The 24665-nt window shown below is 36.6% G+C and carries 21 protein-coding genes; 15 read left to right on the top strand and 6 right to left on the bottom strand.

From position 1 onward, the window contains the following. Positions 1-51 precede the first annotated feature (51 nt). From bsh to IGJ11_RS06735, 6 genes are all read right to left on the bottom strand, one after another. Positions 52-1029, bottom strand: coding sequence for a choloylglycine hydrolase (gene bsh, locus IGJ11_RS06760; RefSeq protein WP_034866541.1), 978 nt, complete (start codon positions 1027-1029; stop codon positions 52-54). A gap of 304 nt (positions 1030-1333) precedes the next feature. Continuing rightward, positions 1334-2359: an AI-2E family transporter gene (locus IGJ11_RS06755; protein ID WP_010737621.1), complete on the bottom strand. Its 1026-nt coding sequence runs from the start codon at positions 2357-2359 to the stop codon at positions 1334-1336. Positions 2360-2490: 131 nt separating this feature from the next. Next, positions 2491-2922, bottom strand: coding sequence for a MarR family winged helix-turn-helix transcriptional regulator (locus IGJ11_RS06750; protein WP_034698048.1), 432 nt, complete (start codon positions 2920-2922; stop codon positions 2491-2493). A gap of 58 nt (positions 2923-2980) precedes the next feature. After that, positions 2981-3391, bottom strand: a complete 411-nt coding sequence (locus IGJ11_RS06745) for an organic hydroperoxide resistance protein (protein WP_010719118.1) — start codon at positions 3389-3391, stop codon at positions 2981-2983. Positions 3392-3599: 208 nt separating this feature from the next. Further along, the gene (locus IGJ11_RS06740) at positions 3600-4448 is read right to left on the bottom strand and encodes a YitT family protein (RefSeq protein ID WP_010719119.1); all 849 of its coding nucleotides are present in this window, start codon (positions 4446-4448) and stop codon (positions 3600-3602) included. Between the two features lie 289 nt (positions 4449-4737). Further along, the gene (locus IGJ11_RS06735) at positions 4738-5127 is read right to left on the bottom strand and encodes a PaaI family thioesterase (RefSeq protein ID WP_010719120.1); all 390 of its coding nucleotides are present in this window, start codon (positions 5125-5127) and stop codon (positions 4738-4740) included. 127 nt (positions 5128-5254) lie between these two features. Between IGJ11_RS06735 and menB the strand changes: the two genes are divergently transcribed. The 15 genes from menB to prdA all read left to right on the top strand — a co-directional run bounded on the left by menB (position 5255) and on the right by prdA (position 24660). Then, the gene (gene menB / locus IGJ11_RS06730; protein WP_207432146.1) at positions 5255-6070 is read left to right on the top strand and encodes a 1,4-dihydroxy-2-naphthoyl-CoA synthase; all 816 of its coding nucleotides are present in this window, start codon (positions 5255-5257) and stop codon (positions 6068-6070) included. After that, positions 6015-7541, top strand: coding sequence for an o-succinylbenzoate--CoA ligase (gene menE / locus IGJ11_RS06725; protein WP_207432148.1), 1527 nt, complete (start codon positions 6015-6017; stop codon positions 7539-7541). The genes menB and menE overlap by 56 nt, the downstream gene beginning before the upstream one ends. Further along, positions 7522-8883 carry an isochorismate synthase gene (locus IGJ11_RS06720; RefSeq protein WP_207432150.1) on the top strand — a complete coding sequence of 454 codons (1362 nt, stop codon included), beginning with the start codon at positions 7522-7524 and terminating at the stop codon, positions 8881-8883. Before menE ends, IGJ11_RS06720 begins: the two co-directional genes overlap by 20 nt. Further along, the gene (gene menD, locus IGJ11_RS06715; RefSeq protein WP_207432152.1) at positions 8880-10628 is read left to right on the top strand and encodes a 2-succinyl-5-enolpyruvyl-6-hydroxy-3-cyclohexene-1-carboxylic-acid synthase; all 1749 of its coding nucleotides are present in this window, start codon (positions 8880-8882) and stop codon (positions 10626-10628) included. Before IGJ11_RS06720 ends, menD begins: the two co-directional genes overlap by 4 nt. Next, on the top strand, positions 10621-11457 hold the full coding sequence (gene menH / locus IGJ11_RS06710) for a 2-succinyl-6-hydroxy-2,4-cyclohexadiene-1-carboxylate synthase (protein WP_207432154.1): 837 nt from the start codon (positions 10621-10623) through the stop codon (positions 11455-11457). Before menD ends, menH begins: the two co-directional genes overlap by 8 nt. Continuing rightward, on the top strand, positions 11447-12556 hold the full coding sequence (gene menC, locus IGJ11_RS06705; protein WP_251849227.1) for an o-succinylbenzoate synthase: 1110 nt from the start codon (positions 11447-11449) through the stop codon (positions 12554-12556). The genes menH and menC overlap by 11 nt, the downstream gene beginning before the upstream one ends. A gap of 331 nt (positions 12557-12887) precedes the next feature. Then, on the top strand, positions 12888-14657 hold the full coding sequence (locus IGJ11_RS06700; RefSeq protein WP_010719127.1) for a glycoside hydrolase family 13 protein: 1770 nt from the start codon (positions 12888-12890) through the stop codon (positions 14655-14657). 98 nt (positions 14658-14755) lie between these two features. Next, positions 14756-16015 carry an extracellular solute-binding protein gene (locus IGJ11_RS06695; protein WP_010737611.1) on the top strand — a complete coding sequence of 420 codons (1260 nt, stop codon included), beginning with the start codon at positions 14756-14758 and terminating at the stop codon, positions 16013-16015. A 393-nt stretch (positions 16016-16408) separates the two neighbouring features. Next, on the top strand, positions 16409-17707 hold the full coding sequence (locus tag IGJ11_RS06690) for a carbohydrate ABC transporter permease (RefSeq protein WP_010719129.1): 1299 nt from the start codon (positions 16409-16411) through the stop codon (positions 17705-17707). Positions 17708-17710: 3 nt separating this feature from the next. Further along, the gene (locus IGJ11_RS06685; RefSeq protein ID WP_010719130.1) at positions 17711-18562 is read left to right on the top strand and encodes a sugar ABC transporter permease; all 852 of its coding nucleotides are present in this window, start codon (positions 17711-17713) and stop codon (positions 18560-18562) included. A 12-nt stretch (positions 18563-18574) separates the two neighbouring features. Next, entirely contained in the window at positions 18575-19390 is an 816-nt protein-coding gene (locus IGJ11_RS06680) for a maltodextrose utilization protein MalA (RefSeq protein WP_126343881.1), read from the top strand. A 149-nt stretch (positions 19391-19539) separates the two neighbouring features. Then, positions 19540-20706 carry a class I SAM-dependent methyltransferase gene (locus tag IGJ11_RS06675; protein ID WP_010719132.1) on the top strand — a complete coding sequence of 389 codons (1167 nt, stop codon included), beginning with the start codon at positions 19540-19542 and terminating at the stop codon, positions 20704-20706. Positions 20707-20757: 51 nt separating this feature from the next. Beyond that, the gene (locus tag IGJ11_RS06670; RefSeq protein WP_207432158.1) at positions 20758-20928 is read left to right on the top strand and encodes a hypothetical protein; all 171 of its coding nucleotides are present in this window, start codon (positions 20758-20760) and stop codon (positions 20926-20928) included. Between the two features lie 517 nt (positions 20929-21445). Further along, positions 21446-22738 (top strand): proline reductase-associated electron transfer protein PrdC, encoded by a 1293-nt coding sequence (gene prdC, locus IGJ11_RS06665; RefSeq protein WP_179299865.1) that lies wholly within the window; start codon positions 21446-21448, stop codon positions 22736-22738. A gap of 26 nt (positions 22739-22764) precedes the next feature. Then, the gene (prdA, locus tag IGJ11_RS06660) at positions 22765-24660 is read left to right on the top strand and encodes a D-proline reductase (dithiol) proprotein PrdA (RefSeq protein ID WP_161652419.1); all 1896 of its coding nucleotides are present in this window, start codon (positions 22765-22767) and stop codon (positions 24658-24660) included. Positions 24661-24665 lie beyond the last annotated feature (5 nt).

The raw sequence follows: 24665 nt of genomic DNA, 5'->3' as shown, positions 1-24665 counted from the left end.
AAATTACTAGAAAAATAAGTGATGAACCATAAGTATTAAATCACTTATTTTTTATTTGTTTAAATAATGTATTTGTTCTTGATCAACCACTGGATAAGTAATCAATTCAGTGCCTTCGAGATTTTCTTTATGCATTTCAACTGCGGTGATTTGGTGGTTGTTGTAAGTAGTATAGTAATAGATCCCTTTGTCCATGTTACAACAAGACGAATAGATCGTATATTCAAACTTCCCATTTCCTACATCACACAATCCTTTTTGTTGTTCCACGGATGTTAATATATGGAAAAATTGGTTCACGCTCTCCATCTCTGAATCTCCTGAGACTGATTGCCATTTTGTAAAGGCAGCTTTTACGAAACGAGAAGCAGATGATAAATCGCCTGGTAAGCCTAATCCACCCATTCCACGACTATACACATCCAACTCTAGATTTTTCGCAAAATGATTGGAAGATACAGTAGGAGAAACATGACGGTAGTTATTTAAATTGAACAATTGATAATCAAAAGGTGGATTATTTGTTAATACACCGACTGGATTATTGTAAATTTTCAAACCATCAATGGTTGATTCGATCACGAGAGCTTCATTTTGGTCAGCAAGCATCCAGTGAAGAGGAGAAAGTGGAAGTTCTTCACTAAAATTGATATTTACTAAGTTGATCTCAGCAAGTAATTTTTTTGCCTCATCGATTGTTGCGCATTTTCCTAATAACCAAGGGATAAATTCGAATGGTGAGATATTGGTTTTACCAGAGTCTTCTTCAAAGTAATGAGCATTTTCAGGGAAATTCAAACCTGCCATGCTAAGTCCTTTTTCATTTGTTGCTTCAAAATATAACGGATAATTATCAACAACTGCAGCCATACCAATTAACGCATAGTGAGAGGGTAGAGGATCCGTTCGACGAAATTTAAAAGGATAGTTTCTAGGCGTAATTGTCACTACTTGTCCATAAGAAAGCTCTAAATCTAAGTTTCGTCCAAAATAATGATCTTTAGTTGCATAAACAATGGATGTACACATGATACATCTCCTCCTTTTATTAATATAAATTAATGATAATACCAATTTTAATTTTTTACCAGAAGAACTGATTTTTGATTAAAAAAACTCCTGTTATAAAAAAAGATCTTTTCTAAGATGGATTTACTTTGTAAGGATTAACAAGACAAGTGTGCGGTGTTCTAGAAAATTTTAGCGGAAAATAAGCCGAAGAATGCCCTAACTAGAAGGGATTCTTCGACTTATTTCTCAGAGCTAGAGACGTCACAAAATTTTTATGACAATTAAACTGAAGTAAATCTTACAGGTTCTGATTCAAAGAAAGTCACTCTTTGAGGGGATGGTTGGGAATTTCTTTCACTTTTAATATATCTAATAAGAATGTAAAAATTGGAATACCAACAATCAAACCCCATACTCCTAAAAAGCGTTCGCTGATCAATAATACAATAAAGGTATAGAAAATCGGTAATTCTGTTTTACTAGACATCAATTTTGGATTCAAAACATAAGATTCAAGTAAATGGACGATTAAAATCGTTAATAAGATGTAAACCACATCTTTTATGCCACCTTGAGAATATGCAATAAAGGATAAGGGCACACAAGAGATAATGACACCAGCAACTGGGATCAAACTTAAAATAAAGATCATAATTGCTAAACTAAGCAACTGATGGAAACCAAAAGCAGCTAAAGCAATCGTTGTGAGGATCGTGTTTAATAAAGCAATAATGAACTGTGCCTCTAATACTAATCCAAAGGTATTGACAAATTTATCAGCAAAGTAATAAATGTCTTGGAAGAACCAAGAAAATTCGCCTTTTAAGAATAAGCGGGAAAATAGGATTGTTTTTTTCTTTTCGATCATAAAAAAGAAACTTAAGATAAAAGACATAGTAAAGGCGACAGCCATCTTACCAAAGTCTTGCAAATAGCCTAAAGCAATTGATGCACCATTTTGTAATTGTTCAAAGAAATCATTTCTTTCAATGTAATTATGGATATAAAGTAAAACCGGATCAGCGTCTTTGGGTTGATGTTCATAGAAATTGATGACTGATTTGACCATGTCAAATGTTTGGTGTACCAAGACGGGGATATAAATTGTAAATGCTAAATAGATTAGGTAAACCACAAGAGCATAAACAATAATGGTTAATACTCCGGTTGGAACCTTAATGAATCGTTGGATAATTTGCACTAAGTGAATCATTAAATACGTAAAAATAAAAGTTAGTAAAATTGTTGTAATCATGCTTCTTACAAGAAAAAGGACTACAATAATGATTAATAGAACAGTCATACGACGAATTTTTTCATTCGCCAAAAAGCGTTGGTAAACAGACAAATCAACAACCTCCAAGTAATTTAAGTCATAGCGTACATATTTGATTATAAAGCGGAAATAGGGAATTAGGAAGAAAAAAATAAAAACTGCAGACATTGATGAGCAATGTCTGCAGTTTGACTGTTTAGTTCCTAGTGTTTTTCCCGAAAATTAGTTAGCATTTTCTTGCTGAGTTTTTGCAAAAGAACAAGCTCATCCGGTTCAAGTGGAAGACTCGCTAATATTTTAGCAGGAATATCTTTTGCTTTTTCTTCTAAAGCTTTTCCATTAGAAGTCAGTGATAGAATCGTAATACGCTCGTCTTTATCTGCTCTTCTTCTTTGAAGTAGGCCTTTGTCAGCCATTTTTTTTATGACGGGCGTCAAGGTTCCAGAATCTAAACAAAGTAAGCTACCAAGTTCTTTCATTGTGACTTGTTGGTTTTCCCATAAAACAAGCATTACCAGGTATTGCGTGTAAGTTAAATCTAAAGGCTTCAGCAAAGGGTTGTACGAGCGAATGATTTCTTTAGAGGTGGCATATAAAGGAAAGCACAACTGGTTTTCTAAATATAAATCTTCCATTTTCTCCACCTCGATTATCGTAGTTCCTTGTTAGCATAGCTGATTTTATAATAAATGTCTAGCTGTTAACAGCAGTCAATGTCACTTCAATATTACCTGCAGTTGCTTTAGAATATGGGCAAACCTTATGAGCTGCTTCCAATAATTCTTGTGTTTCCTCTAAAGAGAGACCTTCAACATGACCTTCAATTTCAACGCCTAAAACAAAACTCATTTCATTTTCAGCATACAAAGATACTTGAGCACTGATGGTAGAAGCACCAGAGATATTTTTTTGATTTTTGATCAATTCTAACGCACTATTGAAACAAGCACTGAAACCTGCTGCAAATAATTGCTCAGGATTCGTTGCATCGGCTACACGACGTCCAGGAGCCGCAATTGCAAGTTCAAATGAATGATCTGGACTATGAACTTCACCTGAACGACCACCAGTATTGATCATTTTTGTAGAATACATTTTTTTCATAAAAAACACTCCTTTAAATTTGATTTTGTACAATTAAATTGTATACAACTTAATTGAGAAAGGCAACTAATTCGTTTCAGCATGGGCATAAAAAAACGAGCGACTACGCGTTATGGCATCACTCGTTTTAGATAAATTATTTAAGCAGAATCAATTTTTAGAAGAAATACAAAAATAGAAGAGGAAGTATTTATGAATAAGCTTCTTATTACTCAATTGGATGGTAAGTAAAGCCACTACCAGTTACTTCAGCTACACTGCTGACAATCACAAAAGCAGTAGGGTCGATTTCTTCGATCAATGGTTTGACTCTTGAAAACTCCTGGTCTGTTACGACGATCAATAAAACTTCTTTAGATTTGCGGTTGTAGCCACCTTTTGCTTCTAATAAAGTTAAGCCACGACCAATTTCCGCACTTAAACGTTGGCGGATTTCTTCGATAGAAGTTTCGCTCATCACCATTATCGATTTTTTACGATTCATTCCTGTTTCAATATAAGACATTACAATCGAGGTAATGACGATCGAAAGAATGGCATATAAAAATTCTTCAAACCCAAAAATAAATAAATTAAGTGATACAACAAACGCATCTGTTACCAATAAACCAATCGAAGTATTCAAATGAAAGTACTTTTTGAAGATCAGTGGTGGAATAGTTGTTCCGCCACTTGAAGAATTATTTTTGTATAAAATAGCGACACCCAGAGCAAAGATCGCACTACCAAAGATCACTGAAAGTAAACGATCCGACGTAACCATCATTTCAGGGACGACCGCAATAATCAGCGGAAAGACAAGACTTCCAAAAAGCACTTTGAAAAAAGGTTTTTTTCCAAGAAATACCAGAGCTAATACCAACATGATGATATTTAATACTAAAATGACCATTGCACGATCAAAACCTAAAGCCGATTCTAAGAGAATACCTAAACCACTCACACCGCCTGCTGCGATATGGTGAGGCCCTAAAAACATATTGATACCTACGCCTAAAATGGTTAAGGCAAACATTATTTTTATGTATGTCCAAATCATCGTTTTCATTTGCTTCATCCATTCACATCCATTCATTATTGTATTTTAATTTTTTGGTGCTTTTTTCATTATAACGTAATATTCACCTAAAGTTAACTAATATTTTAAAAAAATGTTAGGTTAGTCTAACATTTCGGGTCGAGAAATAGAGGAGCTATGAGTTCACTATGTTGCTATAGATAGTGAATATTAATATTTTTTATCGATTGAAATAAAAATGAAAGATGTCTTTTGCTTTTCCTTATTTCGATAAAGAGCAAATAAAGATGGAAATTTAATGAATGAAAGGTTGGACATAAATGCAACGTCATGTCGATTCGTTACGAACAGTTAGTGTGCAAGAACCATTGGCAATAAGATGAGCAGGGGTTAGTTTGTTTTCTTTTTCTAAATAAATTTCAGCTGCCCAAAATTGGATAGAGCGTCCAATTTTAGTCGGACGTGCGATCACTCGTAATTGCCCATTTTGAGCGCTGTTAAGGTGGTTGACGTGTAAATCTACACCTACCGCATATTGTGGCGAGCTTAAATGTTGGTTAGCACCAATACTACAAGCGGTTTCAATCAAGATACCGTTGATTCCGCCATGAAGGAAGCCAAAAGGTTGGAGATGGATGTCAGAAATCGGTAGTAACAATTCAACCTGTTCTTTTGAGATAGACATTGTCTCAATCTGTAAATATTCGATTAAATTCATTTTTAGGTTTCATTCCTTTTTTTGTTTTTTGAATAGTATAACAGAAATTCTTAAAAAATATAAAATTACAAACGTTTTCTTTGGCTTTTGTGTATAATAAGAATGTTCAACTTAGAGGAGGAATAAAATGAGAGAATGGCAAACAATTAAAGACTATGAAGAAATACTTTTTGAAAAACATGGTAAAATAGCAAAAATAACAATTAATCGACCTCAAGTACACAATGCATTCACTCCAAAGACAGTGTTTGAAATGATTGAAGCTTTTACTATTTGTCGAGAGCGGCAAGATATTGGTGTGATTATTTTAACCGGGGCAGGAGATCAAGCATTTTGTTCTGGTGGAGATCAAAAAGTTCGAGGAAATGGCGGGTACGTAGGTGATGATCAAATCCCTCGCTTGAATGTGCTAGATCTCCAACGCTTGATTCGGGTCATTCCAAAGCCTGTGATTGCTATGGTCAAAGGTTGGTCGATCGGTGGAGGCAATGTCTTACAACTTGTTTGTGACATCACAATTGCCGCTGAAAATGCGAAATTTGGACAAACAGGTCCGAATGTAGGAAGTTTTGACGGCGGTTATGGATCAGGTTATCTAGCTCGAGTGATCGGTCATAAAAAAGCAAAAGAAGTCTGGTTTATGACGAAACAGTATTCCGCAACAGAAGCTTTAGCAATGAATTGGATCAACACAGTGGTACCTTTAGCCGAAATTGAAGACGTAACGATAGAGTGGGCAGAAGAAATGTTGAAGAAAAGTCCTTTAGCATTAAGAATGATCAAGGCTGCAATGAACGCAGATACAGACGGACTAGCGGGGATCCAACAATTAGCAGGGGATGCCACTTTACTTTACTACACGATGGCTGAAGCTCAAGAAGGACGAGATGCATTCAAAGAAAAGAGAGATCCTGACTTTGACCAATTTCCTAAATTTCCCTAGACAAAAACCAAATAGTTGGTTGCAACGACAAGCATTAGAACAGCCAGATCAGCCAGCCTTTTATACGAAAGATGTTTGTCTAACGTTTAGTGAATTGAATCACTATGTACAGCAACTTGCTTATTATTTCAAACGTTTTATAAGCAATCAACAAAAAACTATTAAAAGAGTAGCCATTTTGAGCGACAATCAGACAATGATGTATCAGTCGATCTTAGCTCTATGGGAATTAGGAATGGAGATCCAATTTCTAAATACAAGGTTAACCAGTGAAGAACTAGCTTATCAGTTAAAAAATGCCAATACACGACTATTGATCACTGAGCATCCTGAACATTTTTCCTTTGAAAATGTAACCATCATTTCTTTCCCGAAAAAAAAGGAACTAATCGGGAGAATTAATGAACCACCAATTGATTTCGGCTATCAATTGGAGCAAATAGCCTCGATCATGTATACATCTGGGACTACTGGAAAGCCAAAAGGAGTACCTCAAACTTTTTCAAACCATCAAGCAAGTAGCCTAGCTACACAAAAAAGTATGGCTATCGAGTCTGGCGAGAATTGGCTTTGTTGCGTCCCGTTGTACCATATCAGTGGTTTATCGATTCTTTTACGTTCCCTTGTTTTAGGAATTAGCGTTCATTTATGTGAAAAATTTCACCCATCAGAAGTCAACCAACTGATTTTAAGCGAAAAAACCGCTTATTTGTCGTTAGTCACGAAAATGTTAAAAGATCTGTTGCCGTTTGTACCAGAAGACGGTTATCCTTCTTCTTTGAAGCAAGTTTTATTAGGTGGCGGTCCGATTGAATCTACCTTACTTGAAGACTGTTGCCAGTTGAAGCTACCCGTTATGTTGTCTTATGGCATGACAGAAACATGTTCCCAAGTTGTCGCAGGTAAAATCAATATGCATTCAAAGTTTAAAGACACGGTTGGTCGTCCGCTAATGGGTGTGCAAATTAAAATCGATGGGACAGATCAAGCGAATGAATCTGGAGAAATTCTTTTGAAAGGTCCGTCGATCGTTAAAGGATATCTCAACGGACGAGATCGACATTCGTGGACGAAAGAGGGCTGGTTTTGTACTGGTGATTGGGGCTATTTAACAGATACTGGTGAACTAAAAATTCTTAGTCGAATGAGTGAGCGAATCATCTCTGGCGGAGAAAATATTTACCCTGCTGAGATTGAAGCAATTTTTTTAAAAAGTCAGAAAATTGCAGAGGCTATTGTTATTGGTAGAGCCGATCCTAACTGGGGGCAACGCCCAGTAGCTTATTTGAAATTAATAGATAAGGTCAGCGTTAATGAAATTTACAATTTCATGGAGCCACTTGCTTCCTACAAACATCCTGACGAAATTTTTGTCATCCATGATCTACCAAAAACAGCCTCAGGAAAACCATTAAAACGACTTTTTTTAACAGAAGAAAGAGTGAACTATATTGACTACCAACTTATTTAATCTAAATCTACAGGAAGTACCTGAAGCTGACTATGTATGTTATAGCTTTAAGATTCCTTATGAACCGTTAGCAAATCTCTTTGCAAAAGCGAGTGACTTTAAAGGCACACGTTTCTTTTGGCAAACGCCAGACAAAAATGTCGGTTTCTTGGGGTTTGGGCGTAATCTTTTAAAGAAGCGTGGAAACTGGTCCACCGAAGACCTGATAAATACTAAACAAGAGTTTTTTAAAAAACTTTCGTTTCTGGTTCCTGAAAAAGAGACTCCGATTCTTTTTGGAGGATTACCTTTCGATGCTGAAAACAAAAAACAAGCGCCTATTTGGGGAGAATTGGCAGAGGGCTGTTTTATTCTACCCGAACTATTAATCAAGCAAAATCATCAGCAACTAACCGTTGTAATAACCGCAAGGAATCATTTTAAATCTTTAAAAGAACTCGATGAGTTTATTAAAGAAAAAATGAGACTCATTAATGAAATGAAAGAGCGATGTGTCCCAGATTTTTCGCCAAGTCAAATATTAAAAGAAACTGAAGTAGCTGTTCCTCATTTCTTAAAAGCTGTTGAAGAGACGATCGAAGTCACAGCAAATAAAAAATCAGCACTTAAAAAAGTGGTTTTAGCAAGACAGATGCAATTAGTTGGCAAAGAATTTTCTGTTGAAAAAATCTTACTTCATTTGATTAGTCAACAACCAAACACCTATCTCTTTGTTTTAGAAGCAAAAGGTCAAGCGTTTATTGGCGCAACACCTGAACGTTTGCTTCAGGCGACTGATACCCATTTCTTGACCGCTAGCATTGCTGGCTCTATCGCTAGAAGTTCAAATGAAAGAGAAGACGTTACATTGGGAGAAAAACTTTTAAAAGACTCTAAAAATATTGGAGAACACCAAGTAGTCGTCGAACGTTTAACAGAACAGATGCACTCATTTATTAAGGGGAAACTAACAGTATCAGACAAAAGTCTTTTAAAAAACCGAGATATTCAACATCTTTGTTTGACGTTGAAAGGGAGCCGTCAGGACGGTTTCTCATTTTTAGAAGTCATACGACAACTACATCCTTCACCAGCTTTAGGCGGTGTTCCTAAACAGGCAGCCATTGATTGGATAGCGGAAAAAGAACCTATTGGGCGAGGGTTATACGGTGGTCCAATTGGCTGGTGTAGTTTAACTGAGGATGTTGGTGAATTTGCAGTTGGTATTCGTTCTGGAGTAGTGAGTGATACTGAGGTCCAGTTGTATGCTGGCTGTGGAATCGTGCCAGATTCAACGACTGAAGCGGAATACTTAGAAACTGCTCTAAAATTTCAACCGATGATTCGAGGTGTAAAAGAATGACGAACACAAAAGAGCTGACTGCTTATTTATTAGCATTTATCCATGGATTGAAAGAAAGTGGATTAAAAGAAATGATCATTAGCCCAGGATCACGCTCGACACCACTGGCCTTATTGGCTTATCGTGACCCGGAAATCAATTGCTATATCAATGTGGACGAGCGTTCGGCTGCTTTTTTTGCGCTTGGTTTAGCAAAAGCACAAAAGGAACCTGTGGGTCTGATTTGCACATCAGGAACTGCTGCAGCAAATTATTATCCAGCCATTTGTGAAGCTGAGGCGTCAAATGTTCCACTTGTTGTGTTGACCGCTGACCGTCCACCAGAGGCGCAAGGCGTAGGAGCACCACAAACGATGGATCAGCAACATTTGTATGGAAGCCATGTCAAAAAGTATATCGGAATGGCTTTGCCAGAAGAAGGAGAATCTTTTGAAAGATATGCGTTTTTTCAGGGTTGGGAGAGTGCGGCTGCTGCAATAAAAATTCCTAAAGGACCTGTACATGTGAATCTACCTTTTCGAGAACCTTTACTGCCGGATTTATCACAATCATTTACACGTCATTATTCAAGAAAAGGGGAAACGATCAATAAAGTAACTTCCTTTTCGTTACCAGAACTTGATTCTTGGTTGACCAAAAAAGGGTTGATTATTGTTGGAAGAGAATTGACCACACAACAGGCAACGAAAATGATTGAACTAGCTGAAATCGTAGGATGGCCTATTCTTGGTGATCCACTTACAAATTTAGGAAATTGCGGGAAAGAAAGCGACAATTATATTTCTCATGTTGATTTGATCTTTGCCGATCAACGCTTAGAAACACCCGAAATCGTTTGGCAGTTTGGTAACTTGCCATTGGCCAAAAACCTCATGCTTTATTTAAAGCAGTCAAAAGACCTGACTTATGTCATCATTGATGAAAGCGAATCTTGGAAAGACTGGTTACATCAAAGTAATTATGTTTTACCAATTGATCCACTGACGTTTTGTAGCATGGTTAAGAACATGAGCGATGAAGCATTTCATACTCATGCAGATAGAAACTGGTTATCCTATTGGCAAGAAAGAGCAAAGCTTGCCCGACAAACGATAGAAACAACCTTACCCTTAGATGCCTATAACGAAAGCAATGCCAGTAAGCGTCTTTTTCAATTGTTAAAGTTTGACGAAACACTCTTCTTGTCCAATAGTAATGCTATTCGTTTTATTGATCGCTACGCTGGTTTTTCAAAACAACGATTTTCAGTCTATGGGAATCGGGGAGTAAATGGTATTGACGGGATTGTTTCAACAGCTGCAGGTATTTGTGCGGCTAAGAAACAGCAGATGTTTTTGTTGATTGGTGACTTAGCTTTGTTTCATGATATGAATGGATTACAAATAATCAAAGAACTTGAGCTGCCGGTGACTGTGATCGTTTTGAATAATAACGGGGGAGGTATCTTTTCTTTCCTTCCTCAAAGGGAACTAGATAACTCCTTTTTTGATCCTTTGTTTTCAACACCCTTACATCTAGACTTGGAGAAAGTGGCAGATCTGTATTGCGGCGCTTATAAAAAGCCCAAATCGCTGACTGAATTTGAACAAATAGTTTGTGAAAGTCGAGAAAGAATAGACAGTAAAGACAACAGAGAAGAGAAAAAAAATTCAACTTGGACGTTGATTGAAGTCGTTGGCGAACAAAAAGCACCAGCAGAGCTTTGGCAACACATGATTGAGGGATGCGGTAATCGAAATGAGTGAGGGAAAAATAAAAATCAATGGTGTTAATTATGCTTATCGTTGGTTACAGCGAACATCTCCAATGAGACCTACTATCATTTGTTTACACGGATTTACCGGAACTTCCATGAGCTTTTCTTTGCCTTTTCAAGATTTAAATGTTTTAGCAATCGATTTGATCGGGCATGGTAAGACGGATGTTTATGTTCATCCTTATCGCTATAAGCTTCCATTACTTGTTCAAGATTTAGCACAATTGGTTCTGCAATTAAAGATCGATGCCTTTTATTTGTTGGGGTATTCCATGGGGGCCCGTACCGCGTTAACTTGGCTGATTGAACAACCAAAAGGAATTTTAGGCATCATTATGGAAAGTGGTACACCAGGCGTCAGTTCGCTTAGCGAAAGACTCATACGTCAAAAAAAAGATCTTCTATTAGCGCAAAAGATCATGACTGAACCATTGTCTGGTTTTGTGGATTATTGGGAATCGATTCCATTATTTGAAAGTCAAAAAGAACTACCTGATTCGACAAGAAGAAAGATTCGCCAAGGAAGACTTATGCAACAACCAATTGGTTTGGCGCTTAGTTTGATGTACATGGGAACTGGGCAACAGACGAATTACTGGCCATCGCTTAGAAATATCCAAAGACCGATCCTTTATTTAGCAGGAGAATATGATGATAAGTTTCAAAAAATCGGAAAAAAATTGGTTGAAGAAAATAGTCTGTTTTCCATGGCGTTGGTTCCCAAAAGTGGACACTGTATTCATCTAGAACAGCCAACGAAATTTGTTTCCCTAGTAAATCAATGGATAATGGAGAAAGAAAAAAGTGATACAAATTAGAAAAATCGAGCAATTACAACTTAAATTACCTTTGACTACCCCTTTTGAAACGAGTTATGGAATTCTAACTGAAAAAGCGTTTGATTTATTGATAATCGAGGATGAATTAGGCAATCAAGGAGTAGGAGAGTTGGTTTCTTTCCAACAAGCGGACTATATTGAAGAAACGATCGACATGAGTCGCTTGATCATCAAAAATGAATTGATTCCTTTACTTACTATGTCTCCAATCAAAGAGCCTTTCGAAGTTCAGCGACGATTGACGAAAGTGCAAGGGAATTTTATGGCAAAAGCAGCCATGGAAACTGCTATTTGGGATTTATATGCCAGAAGAAAGAATGTCAGTCTCCGAGAAATTTTCAAAAGTACGAAAACAGAATTAGCAGTTGGGATTAGTTTAGGTATCCACACAGATTCTGCAAAATTGTTAAAACAAGCTCGAATGTATGTTTCTCAAGGCTATACGCGGTTGAAGTTAAAAATCAAACCAGGTTACGATATCGAACCATTAACCTTATTACGAAAGGAATTTCCTCACTTGCTTTTGATGGCAGATGCCAATTCTGCTTATACATTAAAGGATCTACCGATATTGTTAGAATTGGATCGATTAAACCTAGCGATGATTGAACAGCCTTTTAATCAACGGGATTTTATCGAGCATGCGTATTTACAGAAACAATTAAAAACACCAATTTGTTTAGATGAGAATATTCGTACACTAAATGATGTTAAAACCGCTCATACCTTGGGAAGTTGTCGTGGGATTAATCTAAAAATCCCCAGAGTGGGTGGGATCGCTGAGGCATTATCCATCGTAACATTTTGTCGTGAACATAACTTGACGGTGTGGCTAGGTGGAATGTTTGAATCAGGAGTAGGACGTTGCTTAAATATACAATTTGCCAGCCAAAATGACTTTACTTTCCCTGGCGATATATCGGCATCAGATCGCTATTACTACGATGATATCGTCAAAAATAAAGCTTGCCTCACTGATGGGAAACTTGCAGTTCCCTTAGGAAAAGGAAATGGGGCAGTCCTTGATCAAGAAAAAATCGAACGTTATTGCTACAAAAAGGAACTCCTTTTTTCTTAATAATAAACGTTTGACAAATAATATGATCACTGTGGTCGTCGTAGAGAGATACACCAAGTAATCATAAAGAATCCAAAAGCAGCTCTTTCTCTTTTGGATTCTTTCTTTTTGTTGAACTTTTTTTATATGAATCAGCAAGTAGCGAGTATAAAATTACACTTTCTACAATACCGATAATTCAGCTAATGTCGCCATTGACCAAACTTCTCCTTTTGATGAGATAATCATGGGAAACAGAATTCTGTTACCGATAACATAAATGAAAGCGTTGTCTTTTGTTGTTCACTCTTTTATAGTGAACACGTAATCTTAAATATGAAGGAGGAAATACATGAACACCGCAGCAATTTATCATCGACCGGAAAGTGAATATGCTTTTTTATATACAGCTGATACTTTCAGAATTCGTTTACGTACCTGTAAAGACGATGTAAAAAAAGTTTATCTTATTAGTGGCGATCCTTATACGATTGATTCACAAAAATGGTATCTGGAAGAAATACCAATGAAAAAAAGTCTGAGTACTTTAGTTCATGATTACTGGGAAGTGGAACAAACAAGCTCGACTAGAAGGTTACAATATGGGTTTCATATCGTAGGGATTGATGGCACAGAATGTTTTTACGGGGATCAAGGGATTTTTGCGTATGAACCAGCGAACTTAGCAGAAGCAAATTACTATTTCCGGATACCCTATTTTCATGAAATTGATCGTTTCAAAGTGCCGCAATGGGCAAAAGAAACGATTTGGTACCAAATATTTCCTGAACGATTTGCGAATGGCGACTCAACTAACGATCCAGCTCATACGCTACCATGGGGAAGTAAAGCACCTGACCGAGATGATTTCTTTGGTGGTGATTTACAGGGTGTGATTGATCACCTCGATTACTTAGTCGATTTGGGAATCAATGGTATTTATTTTTGCCCGATTTTCCAAGCTATGTCTAATCATAAATACGATACGATCGACTATTTGAAGGTTGATCCAGCCTTTGGTGACGAACGTCTGTTAAAAGAATTAATCGAAAAAGCGCATAAAAAGGGTATCCGCATTATGTTAGATGCTGTTTTCAATCATATTGGTAGTGACTCGCCCCAATGGCAAGATGTGATCAAAAATGGCGAAAAATCAATTTATAAAGATTGGTTCCATATTCATTCCTTTCCTGTGGATGCCTATCAAATGACGAATTTACCCGAAACAGCAGCAAATTTATCTTATGATACGTTTGCTTTTACACCTTTCATGCCTAAACTCAACACAGCAAATCCTGAGGTTCAATCGTACTTACTAGATATTGCTGCTTATTGGGTGAAAGAATTTGATATTGATGGGTGGCGTTTAGATGTCGCTAATGAAGTCGATCATCATTTCTGGAAATTGTTCCATGAAAAAGTCACTGCAATCAAACCAGATATTTATATTTTAGGCGAAATCTGGCATTCATCCCAAGCTTGGTTACAAGGAGATGAGTTCCATGCTGTAATGAACTATGCGTTTACAGACTCAATCAAAGACTATTTTGTCAAACGAAAAATCACTGCTTCACAAATGGCAAGTGGCATGAACCATCAGCAGATGCTGTACCAAGATCAAGTAAACGAAGGAACATTTAATTTATTAGATTCCCACGATACTGCGAGAATCCTAACCTTGTGTAATGGAAATAAAGAGTTGATGAAAGCTGTACTTACTTTCATGTTTTTACAAAAAGGCGCACCTTGTATTTATTACGGAACGGAAATCGGATTGACTGGAGAAGATGATCCTGATTGTCGTAAATGTATGATCTGGGAGAAAGAGCAACAAGATACGGAATTATACGGTTTTATTAAAGAATTGATTTATCTTCGGAAACGATTATCTGAAATTTTAATCACAGGTACGATTTGCTGGGAGCTAATTGATGATAGTCAAGACGTGATTCATTTTTCTCGTGAATTGAACGGCCAAAAGATCCATGCTATTTTTAATCAATCTTCCACAAGTTATTTGGTTGATCAGAAAAATGAAATTATCTTAAGCCAAAATAGTGAATTATTAAATGATGGGAAAGCTGAAATTCAACAATTCGGATTCATTTTGATGTGTGAATAACTTGTTACCGGTAACAAGCAGAAAGCGTTTGCAAGTTGTCGTTTTATAACAGTATACTCTTTATACAAACAACATTTATGGAAGTGGAGGAACAAAAAGTGAAGAAAAACTATGTTAAAAAATTAGGGTTGGGTTTATTGTCACTTGGTATTTTAGGTGGATTAGCAGCTTGTGGTAATGGAAAAGCTGATACAGCTAGCGGTGGAAATGATGAAAAAACATTAACTGTATCGGTAGATTCTGGTTATAAAGATTACATCAATGAGATCAAGGGTGATTTTGAAAAAGAGAATGATGTCAAAATCAAGCTAGTTGAAAAAGATATGTTCGATCAATTAGAAGCGCTTTCTTTGGATGGACCTGCCGGTAAAGGACCAGATGTGATGATGGCAGCCTATGATCGAATTGGTGCGTTAGGACAACAAGGCCATTTAGCGGAAGTCAAATTAGGAAATGAAGCCGACTATGATGAAACAGATAAAGCACAAGTGACCTATGACGGAAAAATTTACGGCGAACCAGCGGTGATCGAAACATTAGTCTTGTACTACAACAAGGATCTAGTAGATGCAGCACCAACCACTTTCAAAGAATTAGAAAATCTAGCCAAAGACAAACGCTTTGCCTTTGAATCAGAAGCAGGAAAAAATACTGGATTCTTAGCAAAATGGACTGATTTCTATTATTCTTATGGTTTACTAGCAGGCTATGGCGGGTATGTTTTTGGTGACAACGGAACTAATCCATCAGATATTGGTCTAAATAATGCAGGATCAATCGAAGGAATCACTTATGCTACAAACTGGTTCCAAAATGTTTGGCCAAAAGGGATGCAAGATATCAAGAGTGCAGGCGATTTCGTTAGCCAACAATTCATGTCTAACAAAGCAGCAGCAATCATTGATGGTCCTTGGCAAGCACAAACTTATAAAGACAACAAAATCAATTATGGGGTAGCAAAAATTCCAACATTGAACAACGGCGAATCTTATCAACCGTTTGGTGGAGGAAAAGGTTGGGTAGCAAGTAACTATTCTAAAAACAAAGAATTATCACAAAAATGGTTAGACTATGTGACAAACACAAAAAATCAAGAAAAATTCTTTGAAATGGTCAATGAGATTCCAGCCAATCAAGCAGCACGTGAAACAGCTAAATCAAAAAATGATGAATTGACAACTGCGGTGATTGATCAGTATGAAACTGCGCAAGCAATGCCAAATATTCCAGAAATGGCTGAAGTTTGGACTGGTGCTGAAAACTTAATGTTTGATGCAGCTTCAGGTTCTAAATCGCCAAAAGAATCTGCTAACCAAGCAGTGAAAACCATAAAAGAAGCGATTGAGCAAAAGTATTAAAAGTAACAAAGCGATCTCTATTCACGATCAAATGGATATTTTTACTAGATGTGGTGATAGTAGACCACTAAATCTCATTTGGTCAACCAAATCATAAAACAAGTCATGGATCAATAGGTGAAACAGTTGAACGGTGTATTTTCTTTAACTGTTTCACATTGATTCGTGTGAATAACATCTACGAGCAGAGTTTTTTATAGCAACTGAGTGAGGACTACAAATGAATGGAAAATGGTTTTTGATAGCAATTATTGATGACTGTCATGGATAGCTACTATTTATAGTTACTATGTATAACTGCTATGAATAGTTACTTATAGATGGCTATTATGGATAGCCGACTGATTCATTTCCTTGCGCAAAGAATAAAATAGTAGTACTGGGGGTATCGTTATGCAAGACGAACAAAATAATATCAATGTAAGAAAAATTACACTTATGTCTCTCATACCTGGCTTAGGGCAATTTGCTAATGGTCAAGCGTTCAAAGGAATCGTATTTCTAGGTATTTTCGTAGCATTTATTCTGCAACTGATAGTTGGTGGCTTCCACTCTTTGATTGGCTTAGTCACACTGGGAACGGTTCCGATGGAGGATCACTCCTTATTTATTTTGATTCAAGGAACGCTGCAACTAATCATTACGGTTATTTTTTTTATTTTCTATGGACTGAATCTGTTAGATGCCAAACGTGTCGCAGTTTTACGCAAAGAAGGTAAGAAAATCAACCGAACGATGAAGGAAGTTATACATAATATTGGTGATGAGGGTTTTCCTTATTTGCTTACACTTCCAGCCTATCTTTTGATGATTTTTACGATTATTTTTCCAGTTCTAGTCACATTATTTACAGCATTTACCAACTATGATTTCAAACATATCCCACCTGCTAGTTTGATTGATTGGATCGGAGTAAAAAACTTTTTTAGTATCTTCTTCTTAAGTTCTTACCGTAATACCTTTTTCTCTGTGTTTTCTTGGACTGTTATTTGGACACTATGTGCAACGACACTTCAAATCACATTAGGTATTTTTACAGCCGTTATTGCTCACCAAAAATTTATTAAATTTAGACGTTTTTTTGGTATTATTTTCCTTTTACCATGGGCGGTACCAGCATTTATAACAATTATGAGTTTCTCTAATATCTTCAATGATAGTGTGGGGGCGATCAACACCCAAGTGATTCCTTTTATCAATCATCTGCCATTCGTAGACATTAGCGCGATTTCATGGAAAACAGATCCATTTTGGACGAAAGTTGCGATCATTATGGTTCAAGGGTGGTTAGGATTCCCTTATATCTATGTCATGGTAACAGGTATTTTACAATCCATTTCTGAAGATTTATATGAAGCAGCAAAAATCGATGGTGCAAATGCTTGGAAACGTTTCTCTAATATCACGTTACCGGCTATTTTTCTAGTAGCAGCGCCAACGTTTATTACTCAGTATACTGGTAATTTCAACAATTTCTCGATGATTTATTTATTTAACAACGGTGGTCCTGGAAGTGTAGGAGGGGGCGCAGGTTCAACAGACATCTTGATTTCTTGGATCTATAAACTAACGACGGGAACCTCGCCACAATACTCCATGGCTTCAGCCATTACACTAATTATTTCTGCAATTGTCATTTGTGTTTCTTTACTTGTGTTTAAAAAGACTAATGCATTTAATATGGAGGACTAAGCGATGAAACAATTTAATTCAAGTGCTAAATTCCAACGAAGATTGTCACAATTCTTGACCTATGTTTTTTTGATTCTTTTGTCGATCATCATTATCTATCCATTGTTGATTACAGCCAGTACAGCATTTAAATCAGGTAATATCGCTGCTTTTAGTCTGGATTTATCCAGTGACTGGACACTAGAAAATTTTAGACGGCTATTCTCAGAAACGTTATATGGTACTTGGTATAAAAATACCTTGATTATTTCCATTTTAACAATGGTTATCCAAGTGACTGTTGTAACTTTGGCTGGTTACACTTATAGTCGTTACCGTTTCATTGGGCGCAAATCAAGCTTGATGTTTTTCCTGGTGATTCAAATGGTTCCAACGATGGCTGCATTGACCGCTTTTTACGTCATGGCTTTTCTACTTAACGCCTTAGATCGATACTGGTTCTTAACAATGATCTATATTGGTGGGGGAATTCCGATGAATACTTGGCTAATGAAAGGTTATTTTGATACTGTTCCACTTGATTTAGATGAATCTGCTAAATTAGATGGAGCTGGTCATTTCCGGATTTTTCTACAAATCGTTTTACCGTTAGTTAAACCAATGATTGCCGTTCAAGCATTATGGGCCTTTATGGGACCGTTTGGAGACTTCATGCTCGCTAAATTTTTACTACGCACACCAGAAAATCAAACAGTGGCAGTTGGTTTGCAAACATTCATTTCTGATGTGACAAATCAACGGGTTTCATTATTTGCCGCAGGAGCGATCCTCATTGCATTACCGATTTGTTTATTGTTCTTCTTTTTACAAAAAAACTTTGTCACTGGTTTGACTTCTGGTGGCACAAAAGGTTAGGAGCAGGTTTTGATGCAAACATTTCCTTTGAATTACTTTTCTCATTTAAATAGTCCTAGACGTCTATTTGCTGGTAGAAGACAGTTGTCATGGCCTAAATTGAGTCTGATCTTTCTTTTCTTGGTCGCGTTGATGGTTATGCCGATTACCATGTATTATACCAATCAGGTAAAAGCAATCCCTATGGAGCAATTTTTGACAGTTCACCAACTAATTGATCAAGATGGAGTAAATAAATTTTCAGAATTACCCATGGAGAATGGGCAAATAAATCACTCACCAATAACGATTTATCAGAATAACGAAATACTGATTGGGTCAGGATTGACGAAAGAACAAAAAAACGAAAAAAACGCCTTTATTGATTTCGCAAAAAATCATTGGACAATCCAGCAAAAAGAACAGGGGCGTATAAGAACCTATCAAATGAATTACCAAGCGTCTTTCAATCCCGAATCAGTCCGAACGCCAAAAGAGTTTCAAGCATTTTTAGAACAGGAATTTTACGCCAGTAATCGTCCAATGATTATTTTATCTTATAGTATGAGTTTAGGAATCATCTTATTAATAATGACTAGCTTCATTTTATTTGGTGCTTCTTTCTTTTTATGGCTAACTAGAAAGAGTCGTTTTTCTTCCATCCAAACATTCAAAGAAAGTGCCAATTTAATGTTGAATGTGATTGGAGTTGGCTCCATTATTGCCACGATTGTTGGATTCTTTTATTTTGATTTTGTTTTGATGTTAGGTATTCAATCAACTGTTTCAGTTCTTTTATTGCTATGGATTTTTGCTAAAACTGGCTTTAAAGATGAAGTCAAGGCCTAAGATCATCAACTAATTATGAGAAATTAAATGTGAAAATAATGAAAATTTGATAGGTAACAAAGATTTTTTTCTGAAAAATACCCTTCTGAGTTGATTCTTTTAATTTTTAGTATTAACGTTAAATAGTAGCAATTCTAAGGAGGAAAATCATGTTAGAAAAAACAGTATATAATCAATTATTTTCACGTTCTTTCTCCCTTCCAGTTGAAGTTACCTACTGGGATGGTACGACAAAACGCTATGGAGATACTGACAATCCTCCCCAAATCAAAATTAAGATCCATGAAGAAATACCAATGAAAGAAATCACAAATAACGCCTCTCTAGCTCTAGGTGAAGCTTACATGGATCATCGTATTGAGATTGAGGGAAGTATTCAAGCGTTGATCAACGATGCTTACCAACAAGCAAACAGCTTTTTAAGAGGGAGCGACTATTTAAAATGGCTTCCTAAAAAGCAAAAACACACAAAAAAACAAAATCAAGCAGATATTCATGCACATTATGATCTAGGAAATGATTTTTATGAAATGTGGCTAGATCCAACATTAACCTATTCTTGTGCTTATTTTGAGACACCTGAAGATACATTGGAACAAGCCCAAATCAATAAAGTCCACCACATCTTAGATAAACTTTTCATCAAGGATAATGATACGTTATTAGATATCGGTTGTGGTTGGGGAACCTTGATGTTTACAGCTATCAAAGAATACAATGTAAAAGCAACTGGTATTACCTTGAGTGAAGAACAATATAACCATATTACTAATCGGATCAAAGAAGAACATCTGGAAGATAAATGTCGGGTCTTATTAATGGATTATCGTGATCTTAAAGATGAAACGTTTGATCATATTACAAGTGTCGGGATGTTTGAACATGTGGGAGCAGACAACTTAAAAGAGTATTTTGGTGTCATCCAAAAATTACTAGCTCCTAAAGGAACAGCGTTGATTCACGGTATTACTCGTCAGCAAGGTGGGGCAGTTAATGCATGGATCAACAAATATATTTTCCCGGGTGGATACATTCCAGGATTAGCAGAAATCGTAACAGATATTACGGATAATGATTTACAGTTAATTGATTTAGAAAGTTTGCGCCGGGACTATCAGCTTACTTTAGAACATTGGACAAATAATTTCCATAAAGTACAAGACAAGGTAACAGAAACTATGGGCGATTCCTTCTATCGAATGTGGGATCTTTACCTTCAAGCTTGTGCAGCATCTTTTGAATCAAGTAACATTGATGTTATCCAATACTTACTTGTTCAACCAAGTAATAATGATCTTCCAATGCATCGTGCATAAGGGGAGAAACCTAATAAAAAATATTAATTAAGATTCGCATGAAAAGAGGCTGTGAAAGAAGCGTTTAGCTCCTCCCTTATTATTGAGGAGTTGCTTCTTGAACGCCGTGAATCAGAGGTCGTAAAAACATCGGGTAGCTCTGATGACAATAAGAAAGAATTTTTTGAAACAGCTTTTCATGTTTTGAAAAATTCAGGCTTATTTCAAGGAGCTGATGTTTGAACACCGTTTATTCGTTTTTAGAGATACTAGAAGAGGCTGAGACAACTTTTGTCCCAGTCCCTTTTTTATTGTGAAAATATCTAATGCTGGCCAACCTATTTTTTTGATTTTTTATTAGCTAAAAAGGAGATGATTATCGAGCTGATTTTGCCAATAGAATAGAACAGATATTGAAAGAGCAACCGTGCTAAACTGTATTTTTTGATGGATGAAAATGAAAAAATTATGATAATCAAAATTGCATAGACTATATGTGTCGTTCAATAAAGTGAAAAAAGATTTTCCATCAGTTCTCACTCTATGTATATAATCATTAAGTACATATTGTTATTTTTTATCTATATTTAAATAAAAAACAATACATATATTTTTGTTGTTATACAAGCGTTTATAGAACTATAAATAACAATTGTTTATAAATAAATCGTTCATCAAACCTCCATATTGTGATATTATAAACATGAGCTGTGGGTGGCTAGTTTACTCAAGTTCAAGTAAAACGAGGGAGGTGAAAAGAGTGGAAAAAATTCTTATACCATTAAAACAACATGTAGGCGCTTCATCAAAGAGTATGGTAAAAATAGGCGAATATGTGCAACGTGGACAAAAAATTGCTAAACCAGATGGATTAGGAGCAAACATTCATTCTAGCTTTTCAGGCGTTGTATCAGAAGTAACCAACGATCAGATTGTGCTAAAGATTGATGAAAAGCAAAATTTTTCAAGTTATCTTCCTATTCCAGAAACATCCTCTTATATTCAAGCAATCAAAGAAGCCGGAATTGTCGGAGCTGGTGGAGCTGGGTTTCCGACAGATATAAAATTATCTTGTGAAATACCAGAAGGCATCTTTATCGCAAATGGTGCAGAATGTGAAGCTTTATTACTTCACAATGTAAAGCAAATGAAAAGTCAAATCAAACAATTGATTCGTGGAATAAAGTATTGCATGAGCATTACGAAAGCACCCAAAGGAATCATTGCCGTTAAAGGAAAACATCGAGAGTTAGTCATACAATTGTTAAAGTTTACCAACAATGAACCGACAATAGATGTTTACCAATTACCTGACATCTATCCTGCAGGCGATGAACGTGTAGTGATTCGTGAAGTGTTGAACATCACTTTAGACCCTGGTCAACTACCAATCGAAATCGGAGCAGTAGTGGATAATGTTGAAACAATTAAACGCATTGTCGAAGCGATTGAACAGCGAAAACCATTTATTGATAAAGATCTTACGGTATCTGGTCGTGTAAAACAAAAGAAAACAGTCTTTAAAGATGTCCCAATTGGAACACCTGTCAAGCAATTAATTGATCAAGTTGGAGGTTTTATTGAGCCCCATGGAGAAATTGTGATCGGTGGACCAATGACTGGTCATAGCGGCACGGAAGAAACCCCCATTACGAAAACCAGCGGAGGGGTATTGGTTGCTATGCCATTTCCTCAAGAACATCGAAAAATAGGACTATTACTTTGTGAATGCGGCGGTTCAGAAGAAAGAATGACTGAAATAGCTGAAAACATGGGTGCTGAAGTTGTTGCTACACAACGCTGTAAGCGAATGGTAAAAGTGAATGGAAGATATAGATGTACCTTGCCAGGTATATGTCCAGGACAAGCACAAACAGTCTTTGCTTTGAAAAAAGCAGGTGCTGAAGTTGTGATGACTGGAACTTGTTCTGATTGAACGAACACCGTTATTGGTGTAGCTCCTAGGTTAGGAGTTCCGGTTTATCATCATACAGATCATGTACTTCGGGCAGATGGGCACAGACTATATCGTAAATTACCTACAACGAAATAAATTTAAATTTTAGGAGGATTTAACGAATGTCTATTACGGCTGAAACTGCCCAAGAACATGCAAAAGATCTAGCTGTACTCTGTTGTCGTGCGGAAGCAGGCACAGTGATTACGCCAGAAAATCTAGAGGACCCCGCAATTTTTCTTGATCTGGAAGAATCAGGGTTACTTGAATTTTCTGAAGATGTGTTAACAATTGAACAAGTACTTGGTACAACATTAAAAGAAACAACGGATGCGTTGATTCCATTGACAAAAGAATTACTAGAAGGTGTATCTGAAGGAATGAAAGAAGTTCATTTAAATGAAAAAAAAGAAGTTGAGACTTCTGAAACAATTGCGACGCCAATTCAAACTGCTTCATCTTCTGTAACGAGTGGTCAGACTATTAAAATTCATATTGCTGAAGGAAAAGGAATTGATTTAGAGCTTCCTTTAATGATGGCTGCTCAGTTAACCGAAACGGTAAATCCTGCACCGGAATCAATAATTCCTGAGCAAGTAACGCCAGTAATACCAGCGCCGGTTTTGGAAAACTCAAATCAGGTGAAAGAAAAAGTGATTCGTTCTGTACGACATGATCATCTAAAAATTGATCAGGTGATTTTTGGGGAAGAAACAAAAATCGAAGGAACAACTTTAATTTTACGAAAAATGACAGAAATTTGTGCTGAAGCAGTTGAACTGGAACAGCTCGTTGAAGATATGACTTTAGAAATCATTACACCAGATAAATACACTGAATATAGTGAAACGATTATGGACGTTCAGCCAATTGCCGCAAAAGTTGAAGGCGATCTTGGGCATGGAATTACCCGAGTACTGGATGGTGTCGTCATGGTTGTTACAGGGACGGATGCTAATGGAGTTCAAATCGGTGAATTTGGTTCTTCTGAAGGGGAATTAGATCGTAACATTATGTGGGGACGTCCTGGAGCACCAGATAAAGGAGAAATCTTTATTAAAACCCAAGTGACAATCAAAGAACACGCGAATATGGAACGTCCGGGTCCGCTAGCCGCTCACAAAGCTTCTGATTACATCACTCAAGAAATTCGTGAAGCCCTCAAAAAAGCGGATGAATCATTGGTGATACATTCAGAAGAAATTATACAGAAACGTCGAATTGGCAATAAGAAAGTTTTGATCATCAAAGAAATAATGGGGCAAGGTGCGATGCATGATAATTTGATTATGCCCATCGAGCCAGTTGGAACATTTGGCGCAAAACCAAATGTTGACCTTGGCAATTTGCCAATCCTATTGGCACCAACAGAAGTATTAGATGGAGGAATCCATGCGTTAACTTGTATTGGACCGGCTTCGAAAGAAACTTCACGCCATTATTGGCGGGAACCGCTTGTTAAAGAAGCAATGGCAGATGAAGAAATTGATTTAGTCGGTGTTATGTTCGTCGGCTCTCCACAAGCGAATACTGAAAAATATTATGTTTCAAAACGTTTAGGAATGACTGTCGAAGCCATGGACATTGATGGTGCCATTGTAACCACTGAAGGTTTCGGAAATAATCATATTGATTTCGCTTCTCACATGGAAGAAATTGGAAAACGTGGAATCAAAGTGGTTGGCGACTCTTATAGTGCTGTTCAAGGAGCCTTAGTTGTTGGTAATTCTGAAATGGGCGCAATGGTTGATAATAATAAATCAAAACAAGGGATTGAAAATGAAATTTTATCAAATAATACCTTGTGTAGAGAAGACGCCATTCGTGATTTAGCTATGTTAAAAACGTTAATGGGTGGAGGAACAATTAAACCAGCTGAACGTAAATGGAATCCGAATGTCAAACAAAACAACATTGAGATTATCGAAAAAACAACAGGAAGAAAAATAGACCTGGAAGAAAATGAGCAATCTTTGCCGAAAAGTAAAAAACGTCAAGAAATTTATGAAAAAGAATAAAATAA

This window comes from Enterococcus sp. DIV0691, from assembly GCF_051711145.1.
GTDB lineage: Bacteria > Bacillota > Bacilli > Lactobacillales > Enterococcaceae > Enterococcus_B > Enterococcus_B hirae.
Note: the sequence above shows the minus strand (reverse complement) of the source record. Positions and strands in the feature narration are given on the sequence as shown.

Coding starts and splice junctions, on each gene's coding strand:
- bsh (WP_034866541.1), bottom strand. CDS start 1,029: ATGTGTACATCCATTGTTTATGCAACTAAAGATCATTATTTTGGACGA.
- IGJ11_RS06750 (WP_034698048.1), bottom strand. CDS start 2,922: ATGGAAGATTTATATTTAGAAAACCAGTTGTGCTTTCCTTTATATGCC.
- IGJ11_RS06745 (WP_010719118.1), bottom strand. CDS start 3,391: ATGAAAAAAATGTATTCTACAAAAATGATCAATACTGGTGGTCGTTCA.
- IGJ11_RS06740 (WP_010719119.1), bottom strand. CDS start 4,448: ATGAAGCAAATGAAAACGATGATTTGGACATACATAAAAATAATGTTT.
- IGJ11_RS06735 (WP_010719120.1), bottom strand. CDS start 5,127: ATGAATTTAATCGAATATTTACAGATTGAGACAATGTCTATCTCAAAA.
- menB (WP_207432146.1), top strand. CDS start 5,255: ATGAGAGAATGGCAAACAATTAAAGACTATGAAGAAATACTTTTTGAA.
- menE (WP_207432148.1), top strand. CDS start 6,015: ATGCATTCAAAGAAAAGAGAGATCCTGACTTTGACCAATTTCCTAAAT.
- menD (WP_207432152.1), top strand. CDS start 8,880: ATGACGAACACAAAAGAGCTGACTGCTTATTTATTAGCATTTATCCAT.
- menH (WP_207432154.1), top strand. CDS start 10,621: ATGAGTGAGGGAAAAATAAAAATCAATGGTGTTAATTATGCTTATCGT.
- IGJ11_RS06700 (WP_010719127.1), top strand. CDS start 12,888: ATGAACACCGCAGCAATTTATCATCGACCGGAAAGTGAATATGCTTTT.
- IGJ11_RS06690 (WP_010719129.1), top strand. CDS start 16,409: ATGCAAGACGAACAAAATAATATCAATGTAAGAAAAATTACACTTATG.
- IGJ11_RS06685 (WP_010719130.1), top strand. CDS start 17,711: ATGAAACAATTTAATTCAAGTGCTAAATTCCAACGAAGATTGTCACAA.
- IGJ11_RS06680 (WP_126343881.1), top strand. CDS start 18,575: ATGCAAACATTTCCTTTGAATTACTTTTCTCATTTAAATAGTCCTAGA.
- IGJ11_RS06675 (WP_010719132.1), top strand. CDS start 19,540: ATGTTAGAAAAAACAGTATATAATCAATTATTTTCACGTTCTTTCTCC.
- prdA (WP_161652419.1), top strand. CDS start 22,765: ATGTCTATTACGGCTGAAACTGCCCAAGAACATGCAAAAGATCTAGCT.